At 44.0% G+C, this 19,150-nt stretch carries 23 protein-coding genes; 4 read left to right on the forward strand and 19 right to left on the reverse strand.

Going from position 1 to position 19,150, the window contains the following annotated elements; all coding sequences use genetic code 11:
* Positions 1 to 97 precede the first annotated feature (97 nt).
* The 9 genes from HW45_RS08275 to HW45_RS08315 form a co-directional block, all read right to left on the reverse strand.
* Positions 98 to 1,246, reverse strand: coding sequence for a nickel/cobalt transporter (locus tag HW45_RS08275; RefSeq protein WP_152559650.1), 1,149 nt, complete (start codon positions 1,244 to 1,246; stop codon positions 98 to 100).
* Complete coding sequence (locus HW45_RS08280; protein WP_370736750.1) at positions 1,243 to 1,923, reverse strand: DUF1007 family protein; 681 nt, start codon at positions 1,921 to 1,923, stop codon at positions 1,243 to 1,245. The genes HW45_RS08275 and HW45_RS08280 overlap by 4 nt, the downstream gene beginning before the upstream one ends.
* A 6-nt stretch (positions 1,924 to 1,929) precedes the next feature.
* Positions 1,930 to 2,934, reverse strand: a complete 1,005-nt coding sequence (locus tag HW45_RS08285; protein ID WP_038226242.1) for a CobW family GTP-binding protein — start codon at positions 2,932 to 2,934, stop codon at positions 1,930 to 1,932.
* Positions 2,924 to 3,484: a carbonate dehydratase gene (locus HW45_RS08290; RefSeq protein ID WP_006069242.1), complete on the reverse strand. Its 561-nt coding sequence runs from the start codon at positions 3,482 to 3,484 to the stop codon at positions 2,924 to 2,926. The genes HW45_RS08285 and HW45_RS08290 overlap by 11 nt, the downstream gene beginning before the upstream one ends.
* A gap of 63 nt (positions 3,485 to 3,547) precedes the next feature.
* Complete coding sequence (locus tag HW45_RS08295) at positions 3,548 to 4,882, reverse strand: dihydroorotase (protein WP_038226244.1); 1,335 nt, start codon at positions 4,880 to 4,882, stop codon at positions 3,548 to 3,550.
* Between the two features lie 47 nt (positions 4,883 to 4,929).
* Positions 4,930 to 5,388 carry a Fur family transcriptional regulator gene (locus tag HW45_RS08300; RefSeq protein WP_006069240.1) on the reverse strand — a complete coding sequence of 153 codons (459 nt, stop codon included), beginning with the start codon at positions 5,386 to 5,388 and terminating at the stop codon, positions 4,930 to 4,932.
* Positions 5,389 to 5,393: 5 nt separating this feature from the next.
* Positions 5,394 to 6,062, reverse strand: coding sequence for a DUF1826 domain-containing protein (locus HW45_RS08305; protein ID WP_038226245.1), 669 nt, complete (start codon positions 6,060 to 6,062; stop codon positions 5,394 to 5,396).
* Positions 6,063 to 6,068: 6 nt separating this feature from the next.
* Complete coding sequence (locus HW45_RS08310) at positions 6,069 to 6,878, reverse strand: metal ABC transporter permease (RefSeq protein WP_006069238.1); 810 nt, start codon at positions 6,876 to 6,878, stop codon at positions 6,069 to 6,071.
* Positions 6,868 to 7,599 carry an ATP-binding cassette domain-containing protein gene (locus HW45_RS08315; protein WP_006069237.1) on the reverse strand — a complete coding sequence of 244 codons (732 nt, stop codon included), beginning with the start codon at positions 7,597 to 7,599 and terminating at the stop codon, positions 6,868 to 6,870. Before HW45_RS08315 ends, HW45_RS08310 begins: the two co-directional genes overlap by 11 nt.
* Positions 7,600 to 7,747: 148 nt before the next feature.
* On the opposite strand from HW45_RS08315, the gene HW45_RS08320 reads away from it, so the two are divergent.
* The gene (locus HW45_RS08320; protein WP_038226248.1) at positions 7,748 to 8,743 is read left to right on the forward strand and encodes a zinc ABC transporter substrate-binding protein; all 996 of its coding nucleotides are present in this window, start codon (positions 7,748 to 7,750) and stop codon (positions 8,741 to 8,743) included.
* A 65-nt stretch (positions 8,744 to 8,808) separates the two neighbouring features.
* Here the strand turns inward: HW45_RS08320 and HW45_RS08325 are convergent, their stop codons facing one another.
* The 6 genes from HW45_RS08325 to HW45_RS08350 all read right to left on the reverse strand — a co-directional run bounded on the left by HW45_RS08325 (position 8,809) and on the right by HW45_RS08350 (position 12,747).
* Positions 8,809 to 9,321 (reverse strand): GNAT family N-acetyltransferase, encoded by a 513-nt coding sequence (locus HW45_RS08325; RefSeq protein WP_038226249.1) that lies wholly within the window; start codon positions 9,319 to 9,321, stop codon positions 8,809 to 8,811.
* Positions 9,322 to 9,610: 289 nt separating this feature from the next.
* Positions 9,611 to 10,060, reverse strand: a complete 450-nt coding sequence (locus HW45_RS08330) for a PTS sugar transporter subunit IIA (RefSeq protein WP_038226251.1) — start codon at positions 10,058 to 10,060, stop codon at positions 9,611 to 9,613.
* Complete coding sequence (locus tag HW45_RS08335; protein WP_038226253.1) at positions 10,057 to 11,313, reverse strand: PTS ascorbate transporter subunit IIC; 1,257 nt, start codon at positions 11,311 to 11,313, stop codon at positions 10,057 to 10,059. Before HW45_RS08335 ends, HW45_RS08330 begins: the two co-directional genes overlap by 4 nt.
* 12 nt (positions 11,314 to 11,325) lie before the next feature.
* Positions 11,326 to 11,595 carry a PTS sugar transporter subunit IIB gene (locus tag HW45_RS08340; protein ID WP_006069230.1) on the reverse strand — a complete coding sequence of 90 codons (270 nt, stop codon included), beginning with the start codon at positions 11,593 to 11,595 and terminating at the stop codon, positions 11,326 to 11,328.
* Between the two features lie 296 nt (positions 11,596 to 11,891).
* A complete protein-coding gene (locus HW45_RS08345) occupies positions 11,892 to 12,377 on the reverse strand; it encodes a hypothetical protein (protein ID WP_038226256.1) in 486 nt (161 codons plus the stop codon).
* 157 nt (positions 12,378 to 12,534) lie between these two features.
* Positions 12,535 to 12,747 (reverse strand): hypothetical protein, encoded by a 213-nt coding sequence (locus HW45_RS08350; RefSeq protein ID WP_006069228.1) that lies wholly within the window; start codon positions 12,745 to 12,747, stop codon positions 12,535 to 12,537.
* Between the two features lie 241 nt (positions 12,748 to 12,988).
* On the opposite strand from HW45_RS08350, the gene HW45_RS08355 reads away from it, so the two are divergent.
* The 3 genes from HW45_RS08355 to HW45_RS08365 all read left to right on the forward strand — a co-directional run bounded on the left by HW45_RS08355 (position 12,989) and on the right by HW45_RS08365 (position 15,078).
* Positions 12,989 to 13,819 carry a hypothetical protein gene (locus HW45_RS08355; protein WP_038226259.1) on the forward strand — a complete coding sequence of 277 codons (831 nt, stop codon included), beginning with the start codon at positions 12,989 to 12,991 and terminating at the stop codon, positions 13,817 to 13,819.
* A 171-nt stretch (positions 13,820 to 13,990) separates the two neighbouring features.
* Positions 13,991 to 14,620, forward strand: coding sequence for a 3TM-type holin (locus HW45_RS08360; protein ID WP_038226262.1), 630 nt, complete (start codon positions 13,991 to 13,993; stop codon positions 14,618 to 14,620).
* Entirely contained in the window at positions 14,614 to 15,078 is a 465-nt protein-coding gene (locus HW45_RS08365; protein ID WP_038226267.1) for an N-acetylmuramoyl-L-alanine amidase, read from the forward strand. The genes HW45_RS08360 and HW45_RS08365 overlap by 7 nt, the downstream gene beginning before the upstream one ends.
* A 22-nt stretch (positions 15,079 to 15,100) precedes the next feature.
* On the opposite strand, the gene HW45_RS08370 is transcribed toward HW45_RS08365, so the two are convergent.
* The 4 genes from HW45_RS08370 to HW45_RS08385 all read right to left on the reverse strand — a co-directional run bounded on the left by HW45_RS08370 (position 15,101) and on the right by HW45_RS08385 (position 19,137).
* On the reverse strand, positions 15,101 to 16,087 hold the full coding sequence (locus HW45_RS08370) for a helix-turn-helix domain-containing protein (protein ID WP_038226270.1): 987 nt from the start codon (positions 16,085 to 16,087) through the stop codon (positions 15,101 to 15,103).
* Between the two features lie 109 nt (positions 16,088 to 16,196).
* Positions 16,197 to 17,219, reverse strand: a complete 1,023-nt coding sequence (locus HW45_RS08375; protein WP_038226272.1) for a DUF1254 domain-containing protein — start codon at positions 17,217 to 17,219, stop codon at positions 16,197 to 16,199.
* Positions 17,220 to 17,371: 152 nt separating this feature from the next.
* Complete coding sequence (locus HW45_RS08380; RefSeq protein ID WP_038226274.1) at positions 17,372 to 18,325, reverse strand: LysR family transcriptional regulator; 954 nt, start codon at positions 18,323 to 18,325, stop codon at positions 17,372 to 17,374.
* Positions 18,326 to 18,396: 71 nt separating this feature from the next.
* On the reverse strand, positions 18,397 to 19,137 hold the full coding sequence (locus HW45_RS08385) for a DeoR/GlpR family DNA-binding transcription regulator (RefSeq protein WP_038226276.1): 741 nt from the start codon (positions 19,135 to 19,137) through the stop codon (positions 18,397 to 18,399).
* Positions 19,138 to 19,150: the final 13 nt, after the last annotated feature.

The following is a 19,150-nucleotide window of genomic DNA, read 5'->3' on the forward strand; positions in this document are numbered from 1 at the left end:
TGACCACGAACCCGCTGGGATATGTTCTGGATAGACAATACAGCTGGCATATCATAGTAAACAAGCTCTAAATAGTTTCTATTTAGAGCTTTCTAGATCAGCTCGACAACACAGGGGACATTCCGTAATCCTGCCCGCCCATGAAAAGTAAGCCAATGATCATCAGTATAACGCCACCAACAAGCTTGAGATAACTGCCAGCTAGCTTCCAGTTAACGGAGTGCTCACTGTTTGCCACCATTAGATACCGTTTAAGTATATGTTTGCCAGAGAGAGTCATTAGTGCAATCAGTGACGTTGTTAAAGCCGTTCCTAGTCCCATCAGAATCGCACTGATTACCCCCATCCAATATAAACCAACAACATTTGCGAAAAGCAGGACCATAATGGCACCACTGCAGGGTCTAACACCTATGGATGCAACAATGCCTAAGTATTCTTTCCATGTTGAAGCTTCGTTGATCATCTGTGCACTAACAACATGCTGATGCCCACACCCGCAGTTATCGCCATGGGAATGGTGATGTTGAATACCTTTTGCTTTAGCCACTATAGGTGAGGGCTTGATAGCGTAGGTGGCAGGATTTACCTCAAGCCTTGTTTTCTGTTTCGTGTTTAGAGAAGAGAGTGGAGCTAGACTACGGATCTTGAGGTTGTGAGAACGCAAGAGCTTAAAAATCTGCGCTGCGGCCTTCCAGCAAATAATGCCTCCCAATAAAGCAACGAGCGCAAAGCTAATTGAAACAAAAATCATAGCATCACGGTTGACGGCCTGCATTGAGGCATTGAAACCCCAAATGAGGACGCTCACGAGTACAATAGCAACGAGTGCCTGACACAACGCAGAAATAACGGTTAAAACTAAGCTAGTTTTAACTTTGGTTGGGTGGGTTGCCAGATAAGTGGTCACGATGACTTTACCGTGACCTGGACCAATGGAATGGAGCATTCCATAAAGAAAACTGGCGCCAATCAAGTAGCCACCAGCGATCAAAGGTTGTGTTTGAGCATCGTATAGCAAATCGGCAAGTTGTGTGTTCACCTCACGCTGCCATTGAATGCTCATCACGACCAGTGACGGCCATGCTTGCCATAACAGATATAAGCTTACAACCAGTAGTATAGAGACGACTATCGCTACAAAGATACGTCGATAATGTAAGTGTGCTTCTTTGGTGTGATTGAGTGTTACATTGTTCTTGTTTTGCTTCATAACGTTTGATTCAATTTGCTTTGAGTTTGTCATTGCGAGTCGGAAACATTGGCACAATGGATATTTGCAGTTTGTGTAAACAGGTGACCCAATGTGTTATCCGGATCCGCGTCAGCAGGGAGAGACATGGCATAACTCATTTGCTCTGGAGTAGGGTTTGGCTCAATGATGTTGACCTGACATTGGCGGGCTAGCTCTGGTGACAGGACGACATCATTAGTGGATCGCCAAGCCATATCAACATAATAACTCGGCTCATATATCAATAGCTTTAATGAATCGCGAGTAACAGGCAGCGGTTTGGTAAAGGGAATCTCAAAGCTGAGCACCAATTTTGCTTTATCACGGGTCATCTTTGCATTGCGTGCTAGCCCGTACTTTACTGTTTTTTCACCGTCGTAAAAGTGAGTGAAGTAATGTTCATCTTTCATATTGTTGAGGACTGACATCGACAAATTATGCAACGTTTCCTGCTCTTTATCGGGAGAAACATCTTCTCCATCAAGCATATAGATAGAGGTTATTGCGTCGAATGACCACTCCATACTTAAGCTTGTGATGATACCGTCTTGGCCATTGATATGTGTTTTCATTTCAATCCAAGAATGAGGATGAGCCGCAGCAGCGTTAACGAATAACGCTGCGACGAAACCTACCAATAAATACTTGCTCTTTTGGCGGGCTCTATTTTTTAGTTCATAAATCGTCAAAGATGATTACTCCTGCAAACAGCTTAAGAGCTGTTCTTCAAACGTATCATCAATAGTATCTGAAATTAGTTCGATTCGGCTTTCAAAATAATCGTCGAGGACGACTTCTGTTAAACCATCTGACGTTAAGTTGTAACCGAATATTCCATCTTCGGTAATAAATACTGCTTTCATGCGCTCAACGTCTAATTCAACCAATAATAAAATGAGTTTCTGTCGGTTAAATACTTTATCGGGACTAAAACGCCACCCCACGCTTTGAAAGCCTTCCCCCTCATTTTCTGCTTTAAGAAAACCACTCTCTGGGAGGTCTTGTTCAGACACTAGCGGCTTGCTTTGGGAATGATGATGGTGGTGATGAGGTGGGTGTTGATGAATGCTTGTCTCCCCTTCAAACTCCGATAGGGGGATGGCACCGTGTTCGGCAAAGACCACCTTTGTATTTGGTCGGCCTACTTTCGCTACGTAGGTTGTCAATTTTTCAGAATCGCCTTGCTGGTAGAGATCGAACTTGTTACCCACGATAGTGTCAGCTATCGATATTTGCTGGTTGAAAGTGTCATGTTGAGTATAGCGAGAGTCGGACAACCGACGAGCATCGACAAGCGTGACTGTTTTTTGTAATGAAAGCACTTGGCGATAGTGTTCGGTAGAAAGGACTTCTAACACCTCTTTAGGGTGACCAAGTCCAGTAGGTTCTATCAAAAGACGATCGGGTCTTGCTTCCGACAATAACTGGTTTAATGCAATTTGCATGGGTAACCCGGCTGCGCAGCACATACATCCCCCCGGGACTTCACGAATGAAGACTTGCTGCTTATCTTTGTGTTGTCCTTGTACCAGACTACCGTCGATACCAATTTCTCCGAACTCGTTAACTAATATGGCCCAACGCTCATTTTTGGGCTTATCTTTCATCAGACTAAGAATTGCCGATGTTTTTCCAACACCGAGAAAACCAGTAATGATGTTAGTTGGAACGCCAGTTATAGGCTGATTGTCAGAGTTCATTAGCGATTCTCCTATAGCCTTGAACTAGCGTATGGTTAGCTGAAACCACCGACTCGGAAAAGGCTGAATATTCAGGTGGTACTTTAGAAATGCTGTTTAAATCAAAATCTGCACCAATATTGGTCATAGGTGGGACATGAAAGTGCTGAGGGAGGTCAAGCCCATCAATCACACAGTTATGACGTACCACGCATCCTTCCCCTATGACAGCATTAAACACAACGGAATTAAAGCCGATAAATACATCATTGCCGACCTCACACGGTCCGTGAACAATAGAGCGGTGCGCAATTGAGGTTCGCTCACCGATGATTACCGAAGCTCCAGCTTTGGAATGAATAACGACACCGTCTTGAATATTGGTGTCTCTTTTGATGACTATCGCTTCCATATCGCCCTGTTCGTTGGTTTCATCAGCACGGATAACGGCATAAGGACCAATAAAAACATTGTCTTCGATAATAACTTTGCCGCAGATAATTGCAGTGGGATCGATGAAAGCCGTTTCAGAGACTTGCGGCATATGACCATTGGGGTTTCTTCTTAGCATAGTGTTCTTTGTTCAATAGTGAGTAAAAATTGCGCTGTATCGCATGATTAAAAGTCTTATGAGCTATTTATTGAACACCAATCTCATTGCTCCTGCGGGTTGCTCAACCACTTTTTGATTGGTATAGACGAGATTACCATTTACCCAAGTCTTGTTGATTTGCGCAGAGAAAGAGTGTCCATTAAATGGCGACCAACCACAGTGGTAAAGGCTATTGTCGGCAGTCACCAGGGTTGTCGTATCTGGGTCGATGAGAACCAAATCGGCATAGTAACCTTCGCGAACGAATCCGCGCTGCTGAATACCATAACGGACCGCTGGGTTATGGGCCGTTTTCTCAACCAGTTGCGTCATAGTCATGTGACCTTGTTTCACTTGATCGAGTAAGCTGAGTAGGGCATGTTGAACCAAAGGCAGCCCAGCTGGGGCTTGCTCGTACGGTACATGTTTTTCTGCCCAAGTGTGCGGTGCATGATCGGTAGCGATAATATCGATTTTTCCTGTATTCAGAGCTTGAAGCAGGGCATCACGGTCATTTGGGTATTTGATAGCAGGATTACATTTAATTTGATTACCAAGGCGCTCATAGTCTTTGTTGCTAAACCAAAGGTGATGAACACACGCTTCGGCGGTGATATGTTTTTTATTAATTGAACCAGACTCAAACAAAGACAGTTCTTTTGCGGTAGTGATATGCAGGACGTGCAACTGACTTTGATACTTCTTTGCCAGTTCGACTGCGTAGGATGAGGAAGCAAAACACGCTTCTTCATCGCGGAGTATAGGGTGATCGTCGATGGTCAATGGTGACTTGTCTTGTGCTAATTTCTGTAGGTTTTGCTTTATTACAGCACCGCTCTCACAGTGAGTGACGATGAGCACTGGTGAGTCGCGAAAAATAGCCTCTAATGCGGCTGGATCTTCAACTAATAGATTGCCAGTTGAAGCGCCCATAAAGACCTTCACGCCACAATGTTTTTGAGGATCAAGCCGCTTTATCTGCTCAAGATTGTCTTCGGTGGCACCCAAGTAAAATGAGTAGTTGGCGAAAGAGGTTTGCTCTGCAATGCTAAATTTGTGCTCTAATGCTTCAATGGTTGTTGTGGCTGGATTGACATTTGGCATCTCCATATAGCTGGTGATGCCACCCGCTACGGCCGCTCGGGATTCACTTGCAATAGTCCCTTTATGGGTAAGGCCTGGTTCGCGAAAGTGGACTTGATCATCAATCATCCCAGGAATGATGTAGCCACCTTGAGCATCGACAATGGTGTCACCTGGTTTACTGCTAATGTTGGATGCAATTATCTCGATTCGCTGACCAACAATTCTAATATCCGTCTCAATGATGCTTCCTTCATTGACTAAGCGAGCGTTCTTGATAAGCGTGGCAGACATGGGAATTAGGACTCCTTTGGGTGAAATAGGCTATTAAATGGTGGTGATTAGTCGTTTCTCGCACATTCGTCGCACACGCCGCTGATCTCAAATTGTGGACTTAGCACGGTAAAGCCTTCCTTTTTGGCGTGTGACTGGAGGCCGGATACCACATTAGGATCAATGATGTGTTCACTGATCTTGTTGCATTGAGAACAGATAAGGAACTGAGGAACGCCGTGCTCATGTTCGCAAAGAATGTGAGAGCAAAAGATGTATTTGTTAGAAACATTGAGCTTATGAGCAAAGTGCTCGCTCTCAAGAAATTCCAAAATACGATAGACCGACATGGCCTGAATACTCTGGTCAAAATGCGTTTTACAATAATCAACTAAGTCATAGGCAGATAACGCTTTATCAGCATGGACTAACGCTTTTAGGACTAATTTACGTTTAGATGTCAGTTGTTTACCGCGAGTCTTACAGCGCTTTTCGGCATGCTCAATAATGTCGTTAATGTTACCCATAATTGCTATACCATATCTAATGTGAGTAACAGCCTTCGTTCATTTGGCAGAACCTCAGGTGAGCGATGAACCAGCCCCAACGCTTCGTTACCTTCCCATCCACTGCCTTTTAACAACGCAACGTCACCAGAAGACAGCTGATTGATACTAGCCTCATTAGGATAAATACCAGACAGATGATCGGGCTTACCATGACTTCCTGCACCGAGTTTACTGCGGTCAACGTCGTTATTACTTAGCCATTGGGTCGCACTGCCAAGATAAGTCGTCACGAGTCGACAAGGGACATGATCTACATGAAATTTAGGACACATGGGTTTATCTAAACGAGTCAGACGCAAGCCCGCCTCCTTTAAATCGAATAGACAACAGAACATATCAACGATAAGCGCAATGTCTTCGCCTAGAGCGTCTGCGCAATCATGACCAGCCAGCTTGTTCTTTACCCAATGTGCTGTGTTGCTGGGTGTGACAGTTTGCACTAGCGCTAAAGATGTTTGCTCTTGAAGCAGCAACTCTATACTTTGTGTCATTTCTGTTGAGAGTGAGCGATGCCAAACCGCGATGTTGTGTTCTGGCTGATAAATGCCCGTCAGAGCGCTGGGTTGTAGGCTCAGTGGTAGTGAAGGGGACAATCCCAGTTCTGTGCTTGTATTGGTTAAATAGTCATGCATAAGTGCTTAGCCTCCATTCTCTTGACGTTTGACGGTAACTTTCCAAACCAAGCTTGAAACAAGAAATAGCCCAGCGGCGACACAAACGATCGTTGGGCCGGTAGGCGTATCCATTAGATAAGAAGTGCGCAGACCTACAATGCTGGAACTGCTTCCAATAACCGCCGCCAATACGACCATGATTTCGGGGGTTCGGCTAAATGGGCGGGCGGTGGCTGCAGGAATGATCAGCATGGCAACAATCAGCAAGACACCCACCACTTTAATGGCGACTGCAACGACGACAGCGAGTGCGATTGTGAGTATCAGTTGCTCCCTTTTGGGAGAATAGCCACTTGCTAACGCGAGATCTTTGTTTAAGGTGGAGAGCAGTAATCCCGACCAACGAAAGCCAATCAGTCCAACAACCAGTAACGTACCCAGCCAAATCACCAATAAATCGGTCTTGCTTACCGCCAGAATATCGCCAAATAAATAGGCCATTAGATCAAGGCGAATCCCAGATAAAAATGAGACAGCAACCAGACCGATCGCCAATGCCGAATGAGCCATGACGCCGAGTAAGGTGTCCATGGCATAACCTCTGCCGCTGAAGGTGGAGACGGTTATGGCCATCAGAAGCGCAATAAAAAGCACGCCTGGAAAAATAGGCAGCGAAAATGCCAGTGACAACGCAACGCCCAGCATAGAGGCATGAGCGGTAGCATCACCAAAATAGGCCATGCGACGCCAGACAATAAAACAGCCCAATGGCGCGGCGGCTAATGTAACACCAATTCCTGCTAAGGCCGCTCGCCATAGAAAATCATCCAACATTGAGTCTTCCTTCTTGGAGAGCGATTGGGGAAGAGTGGTGTCGATAGACACCTAGCACGTCTTCATCATCCAAACCGAATAGTGCTTTGTACTCTGGTGACGCACTGACCTTCTCTGGAACACCTTCGCAGCACACATGTCCGTTTAAACAGATCACTCGATCTGTTCTTCGCATAACAACGTGAAGATCGTGACTAACCATGATGACAGCACATCCTGTTTGTTTGCGGATCGCGTCGATTTGTTGGTAGAAATCGACAGTACCTCGCTGGTCAAGTCCTTGAGTGGCCTCGTCGAGTAACAGTAGGGACGGTTGCTCCAGAAGTGCTCGAGCTAGTAGAACGCGTTGTAATTGCCCGCCTGATAGCGACCGAAGTTGCTGTGTTTCTAAGTTAGCAACACCAGCTTGCTCCAAGGCTTGTTTTATCCTTGATTTGGAATGACGCAGAGGAAGCGTTAGAAAGCGATATACCGTCATAGGTAGGGTTTCATCAATATGTAAACGCTGGGGCACGTAGCCGATCTTCAAACTCTCACTGCGCTCGATGTGACCGCTAATTGGGGAGATTGCGCCTATCAAGGTCTTCAATAGTGTGGATTTACCTGACCCATTGGGGCCGACAATCGTGACTATTTCCCCCTGACTCACCGAGATATTTATGTTGTCCAATATTAAATGGCTGCCAAATTTAACTGACAACCCGTGGGATGAAATCAACATTCACCTTCTCTCAACTTACTAAGTAACGACGATTTGCAAACCTGTGCATAGAGAAAAGATGCTTGCAAGACGTCTGGAATAAAAGTTATGTTATAACATAACAATTGTAGTTGCCAATCTTATATCTTAAAAAAACAGGGAGAAGAAAATGTTTAAAAAAGCCTTATCAGGCATGGTGGTTGGTTTGGTCGTAGCTTCAAACGCTTACGCTAAGGTACCTAATGTGGCAGTGGATATTGCTCCATTGCATTCGTTAGTGTCTCAGGTGATGGATGGCGTTGGTGAGCCTGACTTATTGATTCGTCCCGAGTCATCACCTCATGAATACCATTTGCGTCCATCAGAGGCTAAAGCTCTCTCAGAAGCGAACGTTGTATTTTGGGTTGGCGAGGGGTTGACCCCATGGCTCGAAAAACCATTATCCAGCTTAGCTGGATCAGCAAAGAAAGTTGAGATGATGGAAGTGGATGGCACAACCTTGTATGACTTCCGTGAGGGTGCCACATTTGAGGCGCATGAACACCATGGAGATGAGGCTCATCATGATGAACATGAACATGAACATGAACATCACGATGCTGACCACCATGAGAAACACCAAGAAGAGCATCATGAGCACCATCATGAAGGCCATGACCCACACGTATGGTTAGATCCTCAAAATGCCGAGGTTTGGGTTAAAGTCATCGCTAAAACACTCTCTGAAGCTGATAGTGAGCATGCATCGATTTATCAGCAGAACGCAAAAGCGACGATTTCTCGCTTACAACAACTGACTTCTGAGATAAAACAGCAAACCCAGAATCTGGGCGGTATTAAATTCATTGTTTTCCACGATGCCTATCAGTATTTCGAACAACGTTTTGGAGTGTTAGCGTCAGGAGCAATATCAGTATCGGACGCGTCGAAGCCAAGTCCTGCGCGTATTACTCAAATTCGCAACACGGTAAAAGAGCTCGGAGTGACTTGTGTGTTTACGGAACCTCAGTTTAATCCGCAACTGGTAAATTCAGTGTTTGAAAACTCTACTGTTACTACCATCGGTGTGATGGATCCTATCGGTGCTGATATCGCAGTAGGTAAAGACCAATATAGTCAGCTGTTGCTGGCGATGCTAGGTAGCCTTCAACAGTGCCAACAGTAAACTCACAATAGTGAATAACCTCTCTGCATTGTGATATGCAGAGAGGTTTATCTGTTTGTTATGCCTTATGCCGTTTCAAAGAACGCCTTGTGATAGGTTACTTCACCTTTAGGGATAGTATTCTCAAATCCTTTCACCAAGAAGTATTCTGCTGGGACATCTGCAAACGTTAGGTTTGGATGAGATTCGAAACCAAAGCGTCCGTAATAACTTGGGTCTCCAAGTAACACAACGCCTTGATAACCGAGTTGTTTGATTTGAGCTTCCCCTTCTCGAATCAGCGCTCCGCCTATGCCTTTGCCTTGATGCTCTGGAATGACAGATACAGGACCCAATCCAACCCAAGTTGAAGCTTCACCATCTATTAGGATTGGTGAAAACGCAATATGACCGATAACCTCGTTATTGGCTTCGCACACAAGAGAAACAGTAAGTGCGTTGTCACGACGAAGTCCGTCGACAATGAGATGTTCTGTTGGTTTCGCACCTGGTTCGTGATGTGGGTGGTTCTCAAATGCTTGATATGTTATTGAGTGGATCTGTTTAGTATCTTCGTGAGTTTCTGTTCTGATTTTCATTCAATTACCTGCTATTTGGCCACGCTGGTTTAAGCATCAAGCCGCTGTTCTTCGCTTATGTGATGTCGTCACTATAAAGTGTGAAGTTATAGACAGGTCAACGACAATTTTAAAAAACTCTTATTCGATTGGGAAAGGGGAATAACGACGAATTTTATGAGGACTCTATTTGCTGACAATCTTCAGTCTAGAACTAGAACTGAATGTACAAAAAAAGACCTATATGAATAGGTCTTTTCAATCTAGCTACTTTAAATTTAACAGCATGCTTAACGCAACTTTCAAACTCTTAGTACTTTTTAAGAATTTCGGCGATAGCGGCTTCATTATCCGCGGCGATGATGGCGTCCACGTCTTCATCGTTTTGGAACAGTTCTGCCAATGCCATGATAGTTTGGATATGGCTATCAGAGTCCATCGCTGCCAATGTGACCGAGAAGTAGACGTCGCCGTTATCTTCTGATTCTAAGTCAACACCATTCTTAAATACCGTGATCTGAAGCGCTTGCTCATTCACGCCGTCTTCTGGACGAGCATGTGGCATTGCGATTTTCGGAGCTAGTACATAATAAGCGCCAATATCTTTGTGCTTAACCTTAATTGCTTCCAAATAACTTGGCTCGACCTTACCTTGTTCAATCAGCTTTGAACATGTGATGTCTAACGCTGCGTCTACGCTTAAGTTCGTTTCGTGAGAGATAACGATGCCGTTATCTCCAATTAGGTTCATGATGCTCATGATACAATCCAACCTAGAATTAGACCAACTACACCGAAGTCGAAGTCAGCGAACGTCGTTGCTTCAAGACCTAAGCCACCTAGTACTGGCAGTAGTAACATTGGTAGGAACGAGATACATAGACCTTGAGTGAATGCACCTAGTACTGCACCGCGAAGACCACCTGTTGCGTTACCATAAACACCTGCCGCACCACCTACGAAGAAGTGAGGAACAACACCTGCTACGATAATGGTCCAGTCAAACATGCCTTGGATACCCATTGCGACAAGACCTGCTGAGAATGAAGATAGGAAACCAATCAGTACAGCGTTAGGAGCAACTGGGAATACCATAGGACAGTCTAGTGCTGGTTTTGCACCTGGTACAAGTTTGTCTGAGATACCCTTAAATGCCGGTACAATTTCAGCAATCAGCATCTTCACGCCTTGTAGTACGATGTACACGCCACCAGCGAAAGTCAGAGATTGCATGAAGGTGAATACTACCCAGTTTTGACCACCTGAAACACCTTCTACAAACTCACCGCCTGCAAAGATAGATGCAATCATAAAGAACACAGCCATAGTTGTAGCAACAGCGACAGGCGTATCACGCAAGAACATAAGGCTCTTTGGAACATTAATGTGCTCAGTTGATTTTTCTGGGTTACCAAATTTGCTACCGATGAAGCCAGCAACGATGTAAGACAGTGTTGAGAAGTGACCCATTGCTAATTGATCGGTACCCATAACTTTCTCAGTATATTTCTGAGCTAGAGCAGGCATAATGACCATTAGAGAACCAACAATTATTGCACCCATCGCAACTAGAGTCGCACCTGTAATACCTGCTGTTGACAGAATAACTGCAACTAGCATAGACATAAACATAGTGTGGTGACCAGTTAGGAAAATATATTTTAGCGGTGTGAAACGAGCCAAAAGAATATTAACGATAAATGCAAAGAACATAATTAGTGCCATTTCATAACCGAATGCTTCTTGTGCTAGAGCAACAATTGCTTCGTTATTTGGAATAACACCACTTACGCCAAATGCTTCTGTAAATACAGTGGAGAAGTTATTTAGTGCGCCAACTAAAGCGCCAGCACCAAAACCTAAAATTAGGAAACCCATTACGGTTTTAATAGTGCCTTTTAGAATGGTTGAAACATCAGCTTTCTGTGCAATAAGGCCAATGAAAGCTATTAAACCAACCATGATTGCGGGCTCTTTTAATAAGCCCAGCATAAACTCGAAGAAGTCAGCCATTATACTTTTTCCTTAGATGAATTTTTTTAATTGCTCTTCAATTGAAGCTTTGTCAAAAATATTCGCTAGGCTAACAATATTCTCTTTACCAGCATCTGCTAATTGCGTTGCAACATCAGTAGCTGCTACCCAAATATCAGCATTGCTTGATGCTGCTGATGATAGATCTTCATGATCAACTTCTGCATCTAGACCAATTTTCCCTGCTACTTCTTTAACTGCCATTTCCATCATTAATGAAGTACCAAGACCGTTTCCGCATACAACCATTATCTTTTTCATATCGTCATTCTCTGTAGAGTTATTGAGAAGGAGGCCGTTCACCTCTCTATTGGATTGAGTGCATCATAACGAAAAACAGGAGGGTTGCCATGGATCCAAATCACAAAATCAAGTTGACCTTATGATCTGGATCACAGTATTGGCGGAGTAATATCGATTAAAACTTGAACACTAATACTTAAGGGTTATTTGTGGATTTAATAGGATGGTAGCGATGAAACAGCACAAGAGAAACAATGTGATCTGTGTATATGAATGGATTTTCATTTGTTTATAAGTGGTAGGGGGCAATGTTATTACTTACCATAATCAGTGAGCATTTTCTTGAGAAGTTTATTAACGTCCTTGGTCTTTTTATTTCTTTTTGTAAGAGCACTTAATGAGGTTGGTAACTGCGGTTTATCGGAATCTTCGACTGTATCTTCGGCTTTATCTCTCAATTTCTGTACCGCAGGTAAAAGCATGCGAACTTCATCACCGAGTTCATTTTCCAATACGACAATGTTATCTGACTCAACTTGAATAATAGTTAACAAACCATGGTTGGGTGATTGAATAGTTTCACCAACCATTGATGATTGAACTGGAACAGAGCGGTCGGTAAGTTGACCACTTCGAAGCTTAGCGGCTGTAATTGAACGTATATTACCGGTGTTTTCAAACGCAACAATGACGGTATGTGTATTGTAGTATTCCACAACAGTAACATAACCATGCTTTTTAGTTTCAAATCTCGCACCTATTTGCATATCTGATGGTGCGTCCATTTTTTTTATTAACATTTAGTTTCCAGTGTACAAACTTTTTAATTTCACTTAGCTAAGTATACACCCTAGATTTTTCAATATAAATATTTGTATTAGGCTAGTCACCATATTAGTTAAGGTGTTGGGCAACATAAGGACTTAAAGGCAACCATTAAATGCCGCCTTAGATCCTCTAGCGATCTTCTGTTGACTGTTTTTCCTTCAAGGCGTTAGCTGCGTAGCGAACTGCGAACACACACAAAAGCATCATAATAAAAGGAATGGACGCCAAGGAGATTTCTAGCCAAGGGAAGTCGGTGAAGTATTTTGAAAGTAACAAGTGGGAAATGATGTTCAGTAAAGCAATCACTATTGCCACCACGAGTAGTTTCATCTCTTTGTTCATCCGATTTTCCTGCTGAGAATGATAGTTTAGGAGAGGCGCTATGGTTTCAAGCATGAGGGCGTTATTGTGCCACAAGGAGGACAGCGTTTGTCGTGTTCATGATCTCGTATTCTCAAATTGTAGTAACCGCATTTAATCATCAGATGAGAGTGGTTAACGTTCCCTTACGTAGGCATTTAGTTCGTTCGATTAGCTATGTTAGACTCGCCACGAAAGGGCTGAGTTTAGAAAGGAAGATAGGTTGAAATCTGGTTTATTATCATTGCTTGTATTTGTGCCAGTGTTAAGTCAGGCAAGTACCTTGTGTCACCAAGAAGAAGATTGGTTAGCGGGATGCGAGCTTCGTAACGATAAGGTTGTTAGTTTCTGTACTGATAAAACAGGGTTAACGACATACCGTTACGGTAAACCTAACAACATTGAGTTGACTATAAAGGAGCACCGGCCAGGGACAATGAAAACACTGAGTGAAGGGTATTCACGAGGAGCTGCTTCGGAATATCAAGCTCAAAATGGCCGTTATACCTACACTTATACTGATGGGCTTTATGGAAGCAACGACGCAACCTATCTCTTAATGGAGCTCAATCATAGAGGATTTGAAATCGCTGGATTAACTGAAAACACGCTGTCTCATCATACCGTAGACAAATCGCTTACCGTTTCTCACGATTCTACGGGCGAACTGGCCAACATCAAATGCGATGACGACAGCCATTTTTATGGAGAGCCCGTTGGACGAAGTGAATACATTCATATCCTCCGAAATGTAACGGATAAATATCGCTTTCCATTGGCGGACTTGCCTTCTCAATGTCAGTCTGATGCCGCACCTTGTGTAAAACTGTATGAGGACTTCAATCGAGATTTCATTTTTGTGCAGTTCCAATCTATCGATCAAAGTAGTTTTGTGAATGACAAAGCGTATTTAATCAAAATGGCAACGGGAGATATTAGTCAGGTCACAATGCAAACTCTGTCATCGTCAGATGAGACTCAGATGAAACCGCTGCTTTATCTTACTGTCGATGCAAAACAGTTGGTGGTTAGCCTAGAAAGCGAAGTACGTTAGTAACTCTTCAGCGCTACTCAACTAATTGTCCCTAGTCCTAGGTAACATTTCATCCTCACACGTGAATACGGTCGAAAAATCTCATACTTCACGCGACGTCAGTGTTCTAGTTGTCATTATAATTTAGCTACCCAACGTTTTGATGTGTAAAGGAATAAGGAGAACTTGAACATGTGGAGTCAGATCTGGGGATTTGTGACTAGTAATGCAGCTTCGATAGTTGAGCAGGTAGAATCTGCCGTAGATGATTACTTCTATACGGATGAAGAAAAGAGCAGAGACAGCGTCTCAGCACAGAAAAATCGCACAAAGTTTAAAGCACAAATGGCGGCGATTACTTCACAGTTAGCACAAAATGAACAGCGCTTTAAAGTTCAACTAGAACAGCTAATCGCAGAGCGCGAAAAACAAATCCACGATACCTACCAACGAGAAATCAGTGCCTCGAAAGATGTCATTGTCGCCGAGCTTCACCAATCCGATCTTTACACTAAGCGAGCAAGGCCAACAGTGATTTATGCGGGGCTTTTGTTTGTGTTTCTAGAACTGCTTGGGTTGAGAGTAGCGTTACTTTCCCACCTTGAAGCGAGCTCGGCCGTTATTGAAAGCTCTACGGCAATATTATCGGCATTTCTGTATATGTGGGGAACAGTAGCGGGTGCCTACGCATTAGGGAGAAGTGCCGAAAAGCGCGGCATCTCTAATTCGGTTACGCGATTGGTAACCGGTGCTTCAAAAGCACAAAGTGACAACTCCGCTAAAACCCTTGAACAGAGAGTGAAGGAGCAAATTACGTGGTAACCATAGTGTTGCATTGTTCTGATTCTCATTTTGGTAATGCTGCGCTCATTGCGAAATGGCATCTGGCGAGAGGCTGGCAAGGGATTGGATATCATTACGTGATTTTGAATGGTTGGCTGAGCGCCAGATCTTATCATCCTTGCTATAACGGTCACATCGAAACTGGACGAGCGTTGAATAGCGATTCCTTGGTCTCTCCTTTTGAAGTAGGTGCTCATGTGAAAGGGCACAACGCTCAATCTGTTGGGATATGCTTGATTGGTCGCTCTGGTGTGTTTACCGATGAACAGTTGAACGCTGCGTTGTCGATTGTCTATCAACTGGAGAGACAGTTTGGAGAGATAAGAATTGTTCAACATAGTGAGCTTGATGGAAAAAAACCAGAGTGTGCGGGTTTGGATATGGTTCGTTTCCAAGCTAATCTGCGCTGTTACAGACGATTAATTGAGGAGTGTTGAGAGCGGATAAAGTGGTCACCACCTAAAGCGGACGAATAGCGATGCGCGATGGTGAGATGCCCGTCAGTCGCTTAAAAGCGCGCGAAAACTGAGGTATGCTTGAGAAGCCCATATTAACTGCTACGCGCGATACTGTTTCACCGCGTTGCAGTTGTTCCATAGCTATGTCTAAAATTAGGTTGTCTCTTAGTTGTCGAAAAGTGATACCTTGCTCCTTAAGTCGACGTTGAAGTGTGCGTTTACTAACATTGATCACTTGAGCGGCTCGCTCTAGGTCAAACTTAATTTCTAATACATACGGACGAAGCGCGCTGTATATATGACTGATGGCGTTGTAATAAATCCCGTTGTTTTCCTCTTCTTCTTTACGAAACCCCACCTCACTTTTCGTCACTGTGATAGTTGACTGCGCCAGTGAATGTTCAATGACCACGCCACAAACAGTGCGAGCTTGAACAAACTGAATTGTTGCTGGAAAACACTGGATAATGTCGTCATGACACAATGACTGTAAGTGCACTTGCGTTGGTATCCAATCTGTTTTGGTTAACGCTTGAATGGTTTCTATCATTGCCCAAAGACTAAACACTTCGGACCAGACAAAAGTGGTATCTTCAGTATTTACTGCTTTGTAGCGAGAAAATAGAAAATGATCGCCAAATAGTTTTAACTCAATGTCCGATTGAGGTAACTGAACTTGAAGTGCTTGAATGACCTGTTTCAGTGCGTCTTCGAGAGTGGTTTCTGAACCGACGTTACATAGCAATTGTGGGACAATATGTTCTCGTAATGCAATACGCACTACTTGTGTGCCAGATTCAGGACCCAGTTGATCATACTTAAGTTGAACCAGACGAAAGACGGCTTGCAAAGGAAGAAATGTGGGTTCCGCTTGTTCATATTCGGTCGGTAGACCAGCCGAAGATACGAACTCGTGAACATCAACACCGCTGCGGCGCAATTGAGATAAAATACTCGTGGCATAGTCGCTATAAACAACGGGAATCATAAACTCTCCTTCATGGTGGTTAGAATTCGATTAAGACGCAGCAAATAAAGTCGATGGATAGAATGAGATGCGCTAAGAGCGCATCATTAGTTGAGAAATCGAGTTAAGGTCATGACTTAACTACGGTTTTCTCTGGTGTGATTTTCCCATCCAGTACTTTTTGGTTCACGCCGTAATAGCGAACGGTAAAAGAGAAGTTTTGGCCGTTGGTGTCAATGTTGTTGATTGCCTCTTGCCCACAGTTGAAAGAGACAGTCACGGAGCCATTCGCATTTTTCTGCCAGTTATTTGATGACACATGATTGGCACCATCGATCAGGTAGCGGTTTTCGTCATATGGCGTAACGGATGTAAAGTACTTGGAGTCAGGACTCTTGAATGTTGTTGTCTGGCACTGATTCGCCTTTAACATGACCGAGTTAGTATAAAGGTTCGCGACGTTGACCTCAGGCGAAGAGCCTCCCCAGCCGTTGGCATTTTCTAGGTTCCACTGATGAAGATCGGTAATGTCAGACGATGAGCGTGGAAAAGTGTAAGCGAAGACTTTGCCCTGAGTTTCAGCGGTTAACTTTGAAGTCCATGCCTCTACTTCGTCGAAGTCATAGTTTTTGACTTGATAAGTACCAAATTTCAACTGGTCAGTCGTAATTCTGTCCTGAGCGGCTCTCGCTGCATCGAGGCCTTTCTCAGTACCAGTGCGGTAAATCAGAAAGGCATAGTCTGTTTCTACTTTGGTTGTGTAAGAACCTTCACCCACGACGTAATGTTCCCCATGGCCACCCTCATTGACTACTTGAACGGCCATATAGACATCGCTTTGCGGGATATCGAATGAGACAAAGCCATTCTGCGCTTCAACAATGGCTACAGAGTAAAGCGTGTCATCATTCATTTGCACTGTAGGGGCGGCTTTACCACGTGGTGGTAGATTTCGCATATGAGTGATGTGTTGGTTAGCTCCGAGCGCTGCCCAATTGCGATAGTTGCGTGCTGTCTCTGCAAATGCGTAGTTTTGCTCGGTTACTTTGATGAATTCGTTGCTGTCATTATTAGTAGTGGTGGTTCCACAGGCGCTGAGCACAAAGCTTAAGCTGATGACAGAAGTGGCGAGTAACGTTTTCTTGAGTATCATAACTATCTCCGAGGGTAGTAATTAACCAAAGTGACGATTAACTCAACCTTGTATTTAATCGCGTTCTTGAATGAGGTTAAGACTATGTAGAGATAGGTATTATTACCAATGATACCTTTTTATTTCAGATATGCATGAAGCGTATATCTTGATTAACTAACTGATACCGATATCTTTTCTGCCAGCGTTTCCAACATCAATGTTTTAAACCACTTGTGAGCGGGACTGCTCAAGGTGCGGCGATGTTCAATCAAATAGATACTGACTAAATACGGCTTGTCATTAAACGGCTTGATGCTCTTGAGGTTGGAGCTTTTCTCAAACGTTTGGGCCAATGCGTGGCTCGAAATCATTAATCTATCGGTGTCTTCAAGTGATTCCATCAATGTGGCGAGTTGTCCTGATTTTAAAGCGATGGTTCTTGATAGCCCTTGATTGGCAAGTTCTATATCAATCGGGTTGAGATAATGCTGAGTAGAGCGCACGTCTAGAGATAGGTCGACAAATTGATACTCTAAGCAATCTTTGATGCTTATAGTCTGTTTATCCAGCAATGGGTGGCTATTAGAACCATAGATAACAGGGTAAGTGCTTCCAATCTTTTCACAGTGGTACTCCTCACTTTGTATCACTTCTTCAACGTGAATTGAAAAATCCACTTGCCCGTCTTTTAAGAGCTGAGTAGGGTCAAGAGACGAGGGGTATTCTTCAAGGGATGCGTTAGGGGCGACTTCTTTAATTGCTTTGGCTAAAGGAGCTGTGAGAAAGCGGCTCATTAACGGTGGTACAGAAATCCTAAAGGCGCGTTCACATCGACTGGGCGAGAAGTTCAGTCCATTAAGTAAGGCATCAATGGATAGCAGGATTCGATCGAGTTCAGGCTCTAGTTCAAGGGTTTTAGTTGTGGGTTGCAGACCATTGGATTCGCGGTAAAACAAAGGATCGTCAAAAAGCGCTCTCAACCGGGAAAGGGTACGACTCATCGCTGGTTGGGAGAGGTAGAGCTTTTCAGCCGCTCGTGACACGTTGCGTTCTTTTATCAGTACGCTAAGTGATACCAGCAAATTTAAGTCTATTCTTGATAGTTCCTGCTCAAGAGTCTTCATATCTTCCTTGCTCACTATTTATTACACAAAAGCATATCAGTATTAATACTATTGCCTTTGAACTAATATCGCTAGCCGATAATGACCTCGACGTGCTTGGACCGCAAATGTTTAACCATGTTTTCTGGTACTGCGTCATCAGTCAACAAAATGGAGATTTCGCTGGTGTCGCCAATCGACGACGGAAAGATCTGCCCGAACTTGCTGGAATCTGTTAAGACGATATTGCGGCGTTTCTTCTGGATGATGGTATCGGCAATGTCTGCACGCATCATATCGCGACTAGTGAAGCCGGTATCAATATCAAAGCCATCGATACCTAAAAACGCAGTACTAAAATGAATGTTCTCAATGCAAAGCTTGGTTAGTGGTCCAACTAAACTTTCACCTTGATGTTGGTAAACACCGCCCAGCAAAATGATGTTGGCTGAGGTATGACGAACGAGATGCGCAATGTAGGCCGAAGGAGTGATGATGGTGACATCACCTCTTTCTGCTAGTGTACGAGCAAGTAACGCATTGGCACTGCCGCCTTCGATAAGCACCGTTTCATTAGCGGCAACAAGATCAGCAGCCTTGTTGGCAAGCTGCTGTTTTATATCGAAATGCACTTCAAGGCGCGAGTCGATGTCATCACTTTGCAAGGAAACAGCGGCACCATGAACTCGTTTTAAGTAGCCGTTTTGCTCTAGATAGTTGAGGTCTTGACGTATGGTCACACCGGAAACACCAGTGAGCTCAGAGAGGTCGGTGACTTGCACTCGTGTCCTGTCGTTCACTAAGTTTAAGATTTCAGACTGTCTGGAATTCATTGAGGCCCCGGGC

Source organism: Vibrio sp. ER1A (assembly GCF_000733315.1).
Classification (GTDB): Bacteria; Pseudomonadota; Gammaproteobacteria; order Enterobacterales; family Vibrionaceae; genus Vibrio; species Vibrio mediterranei.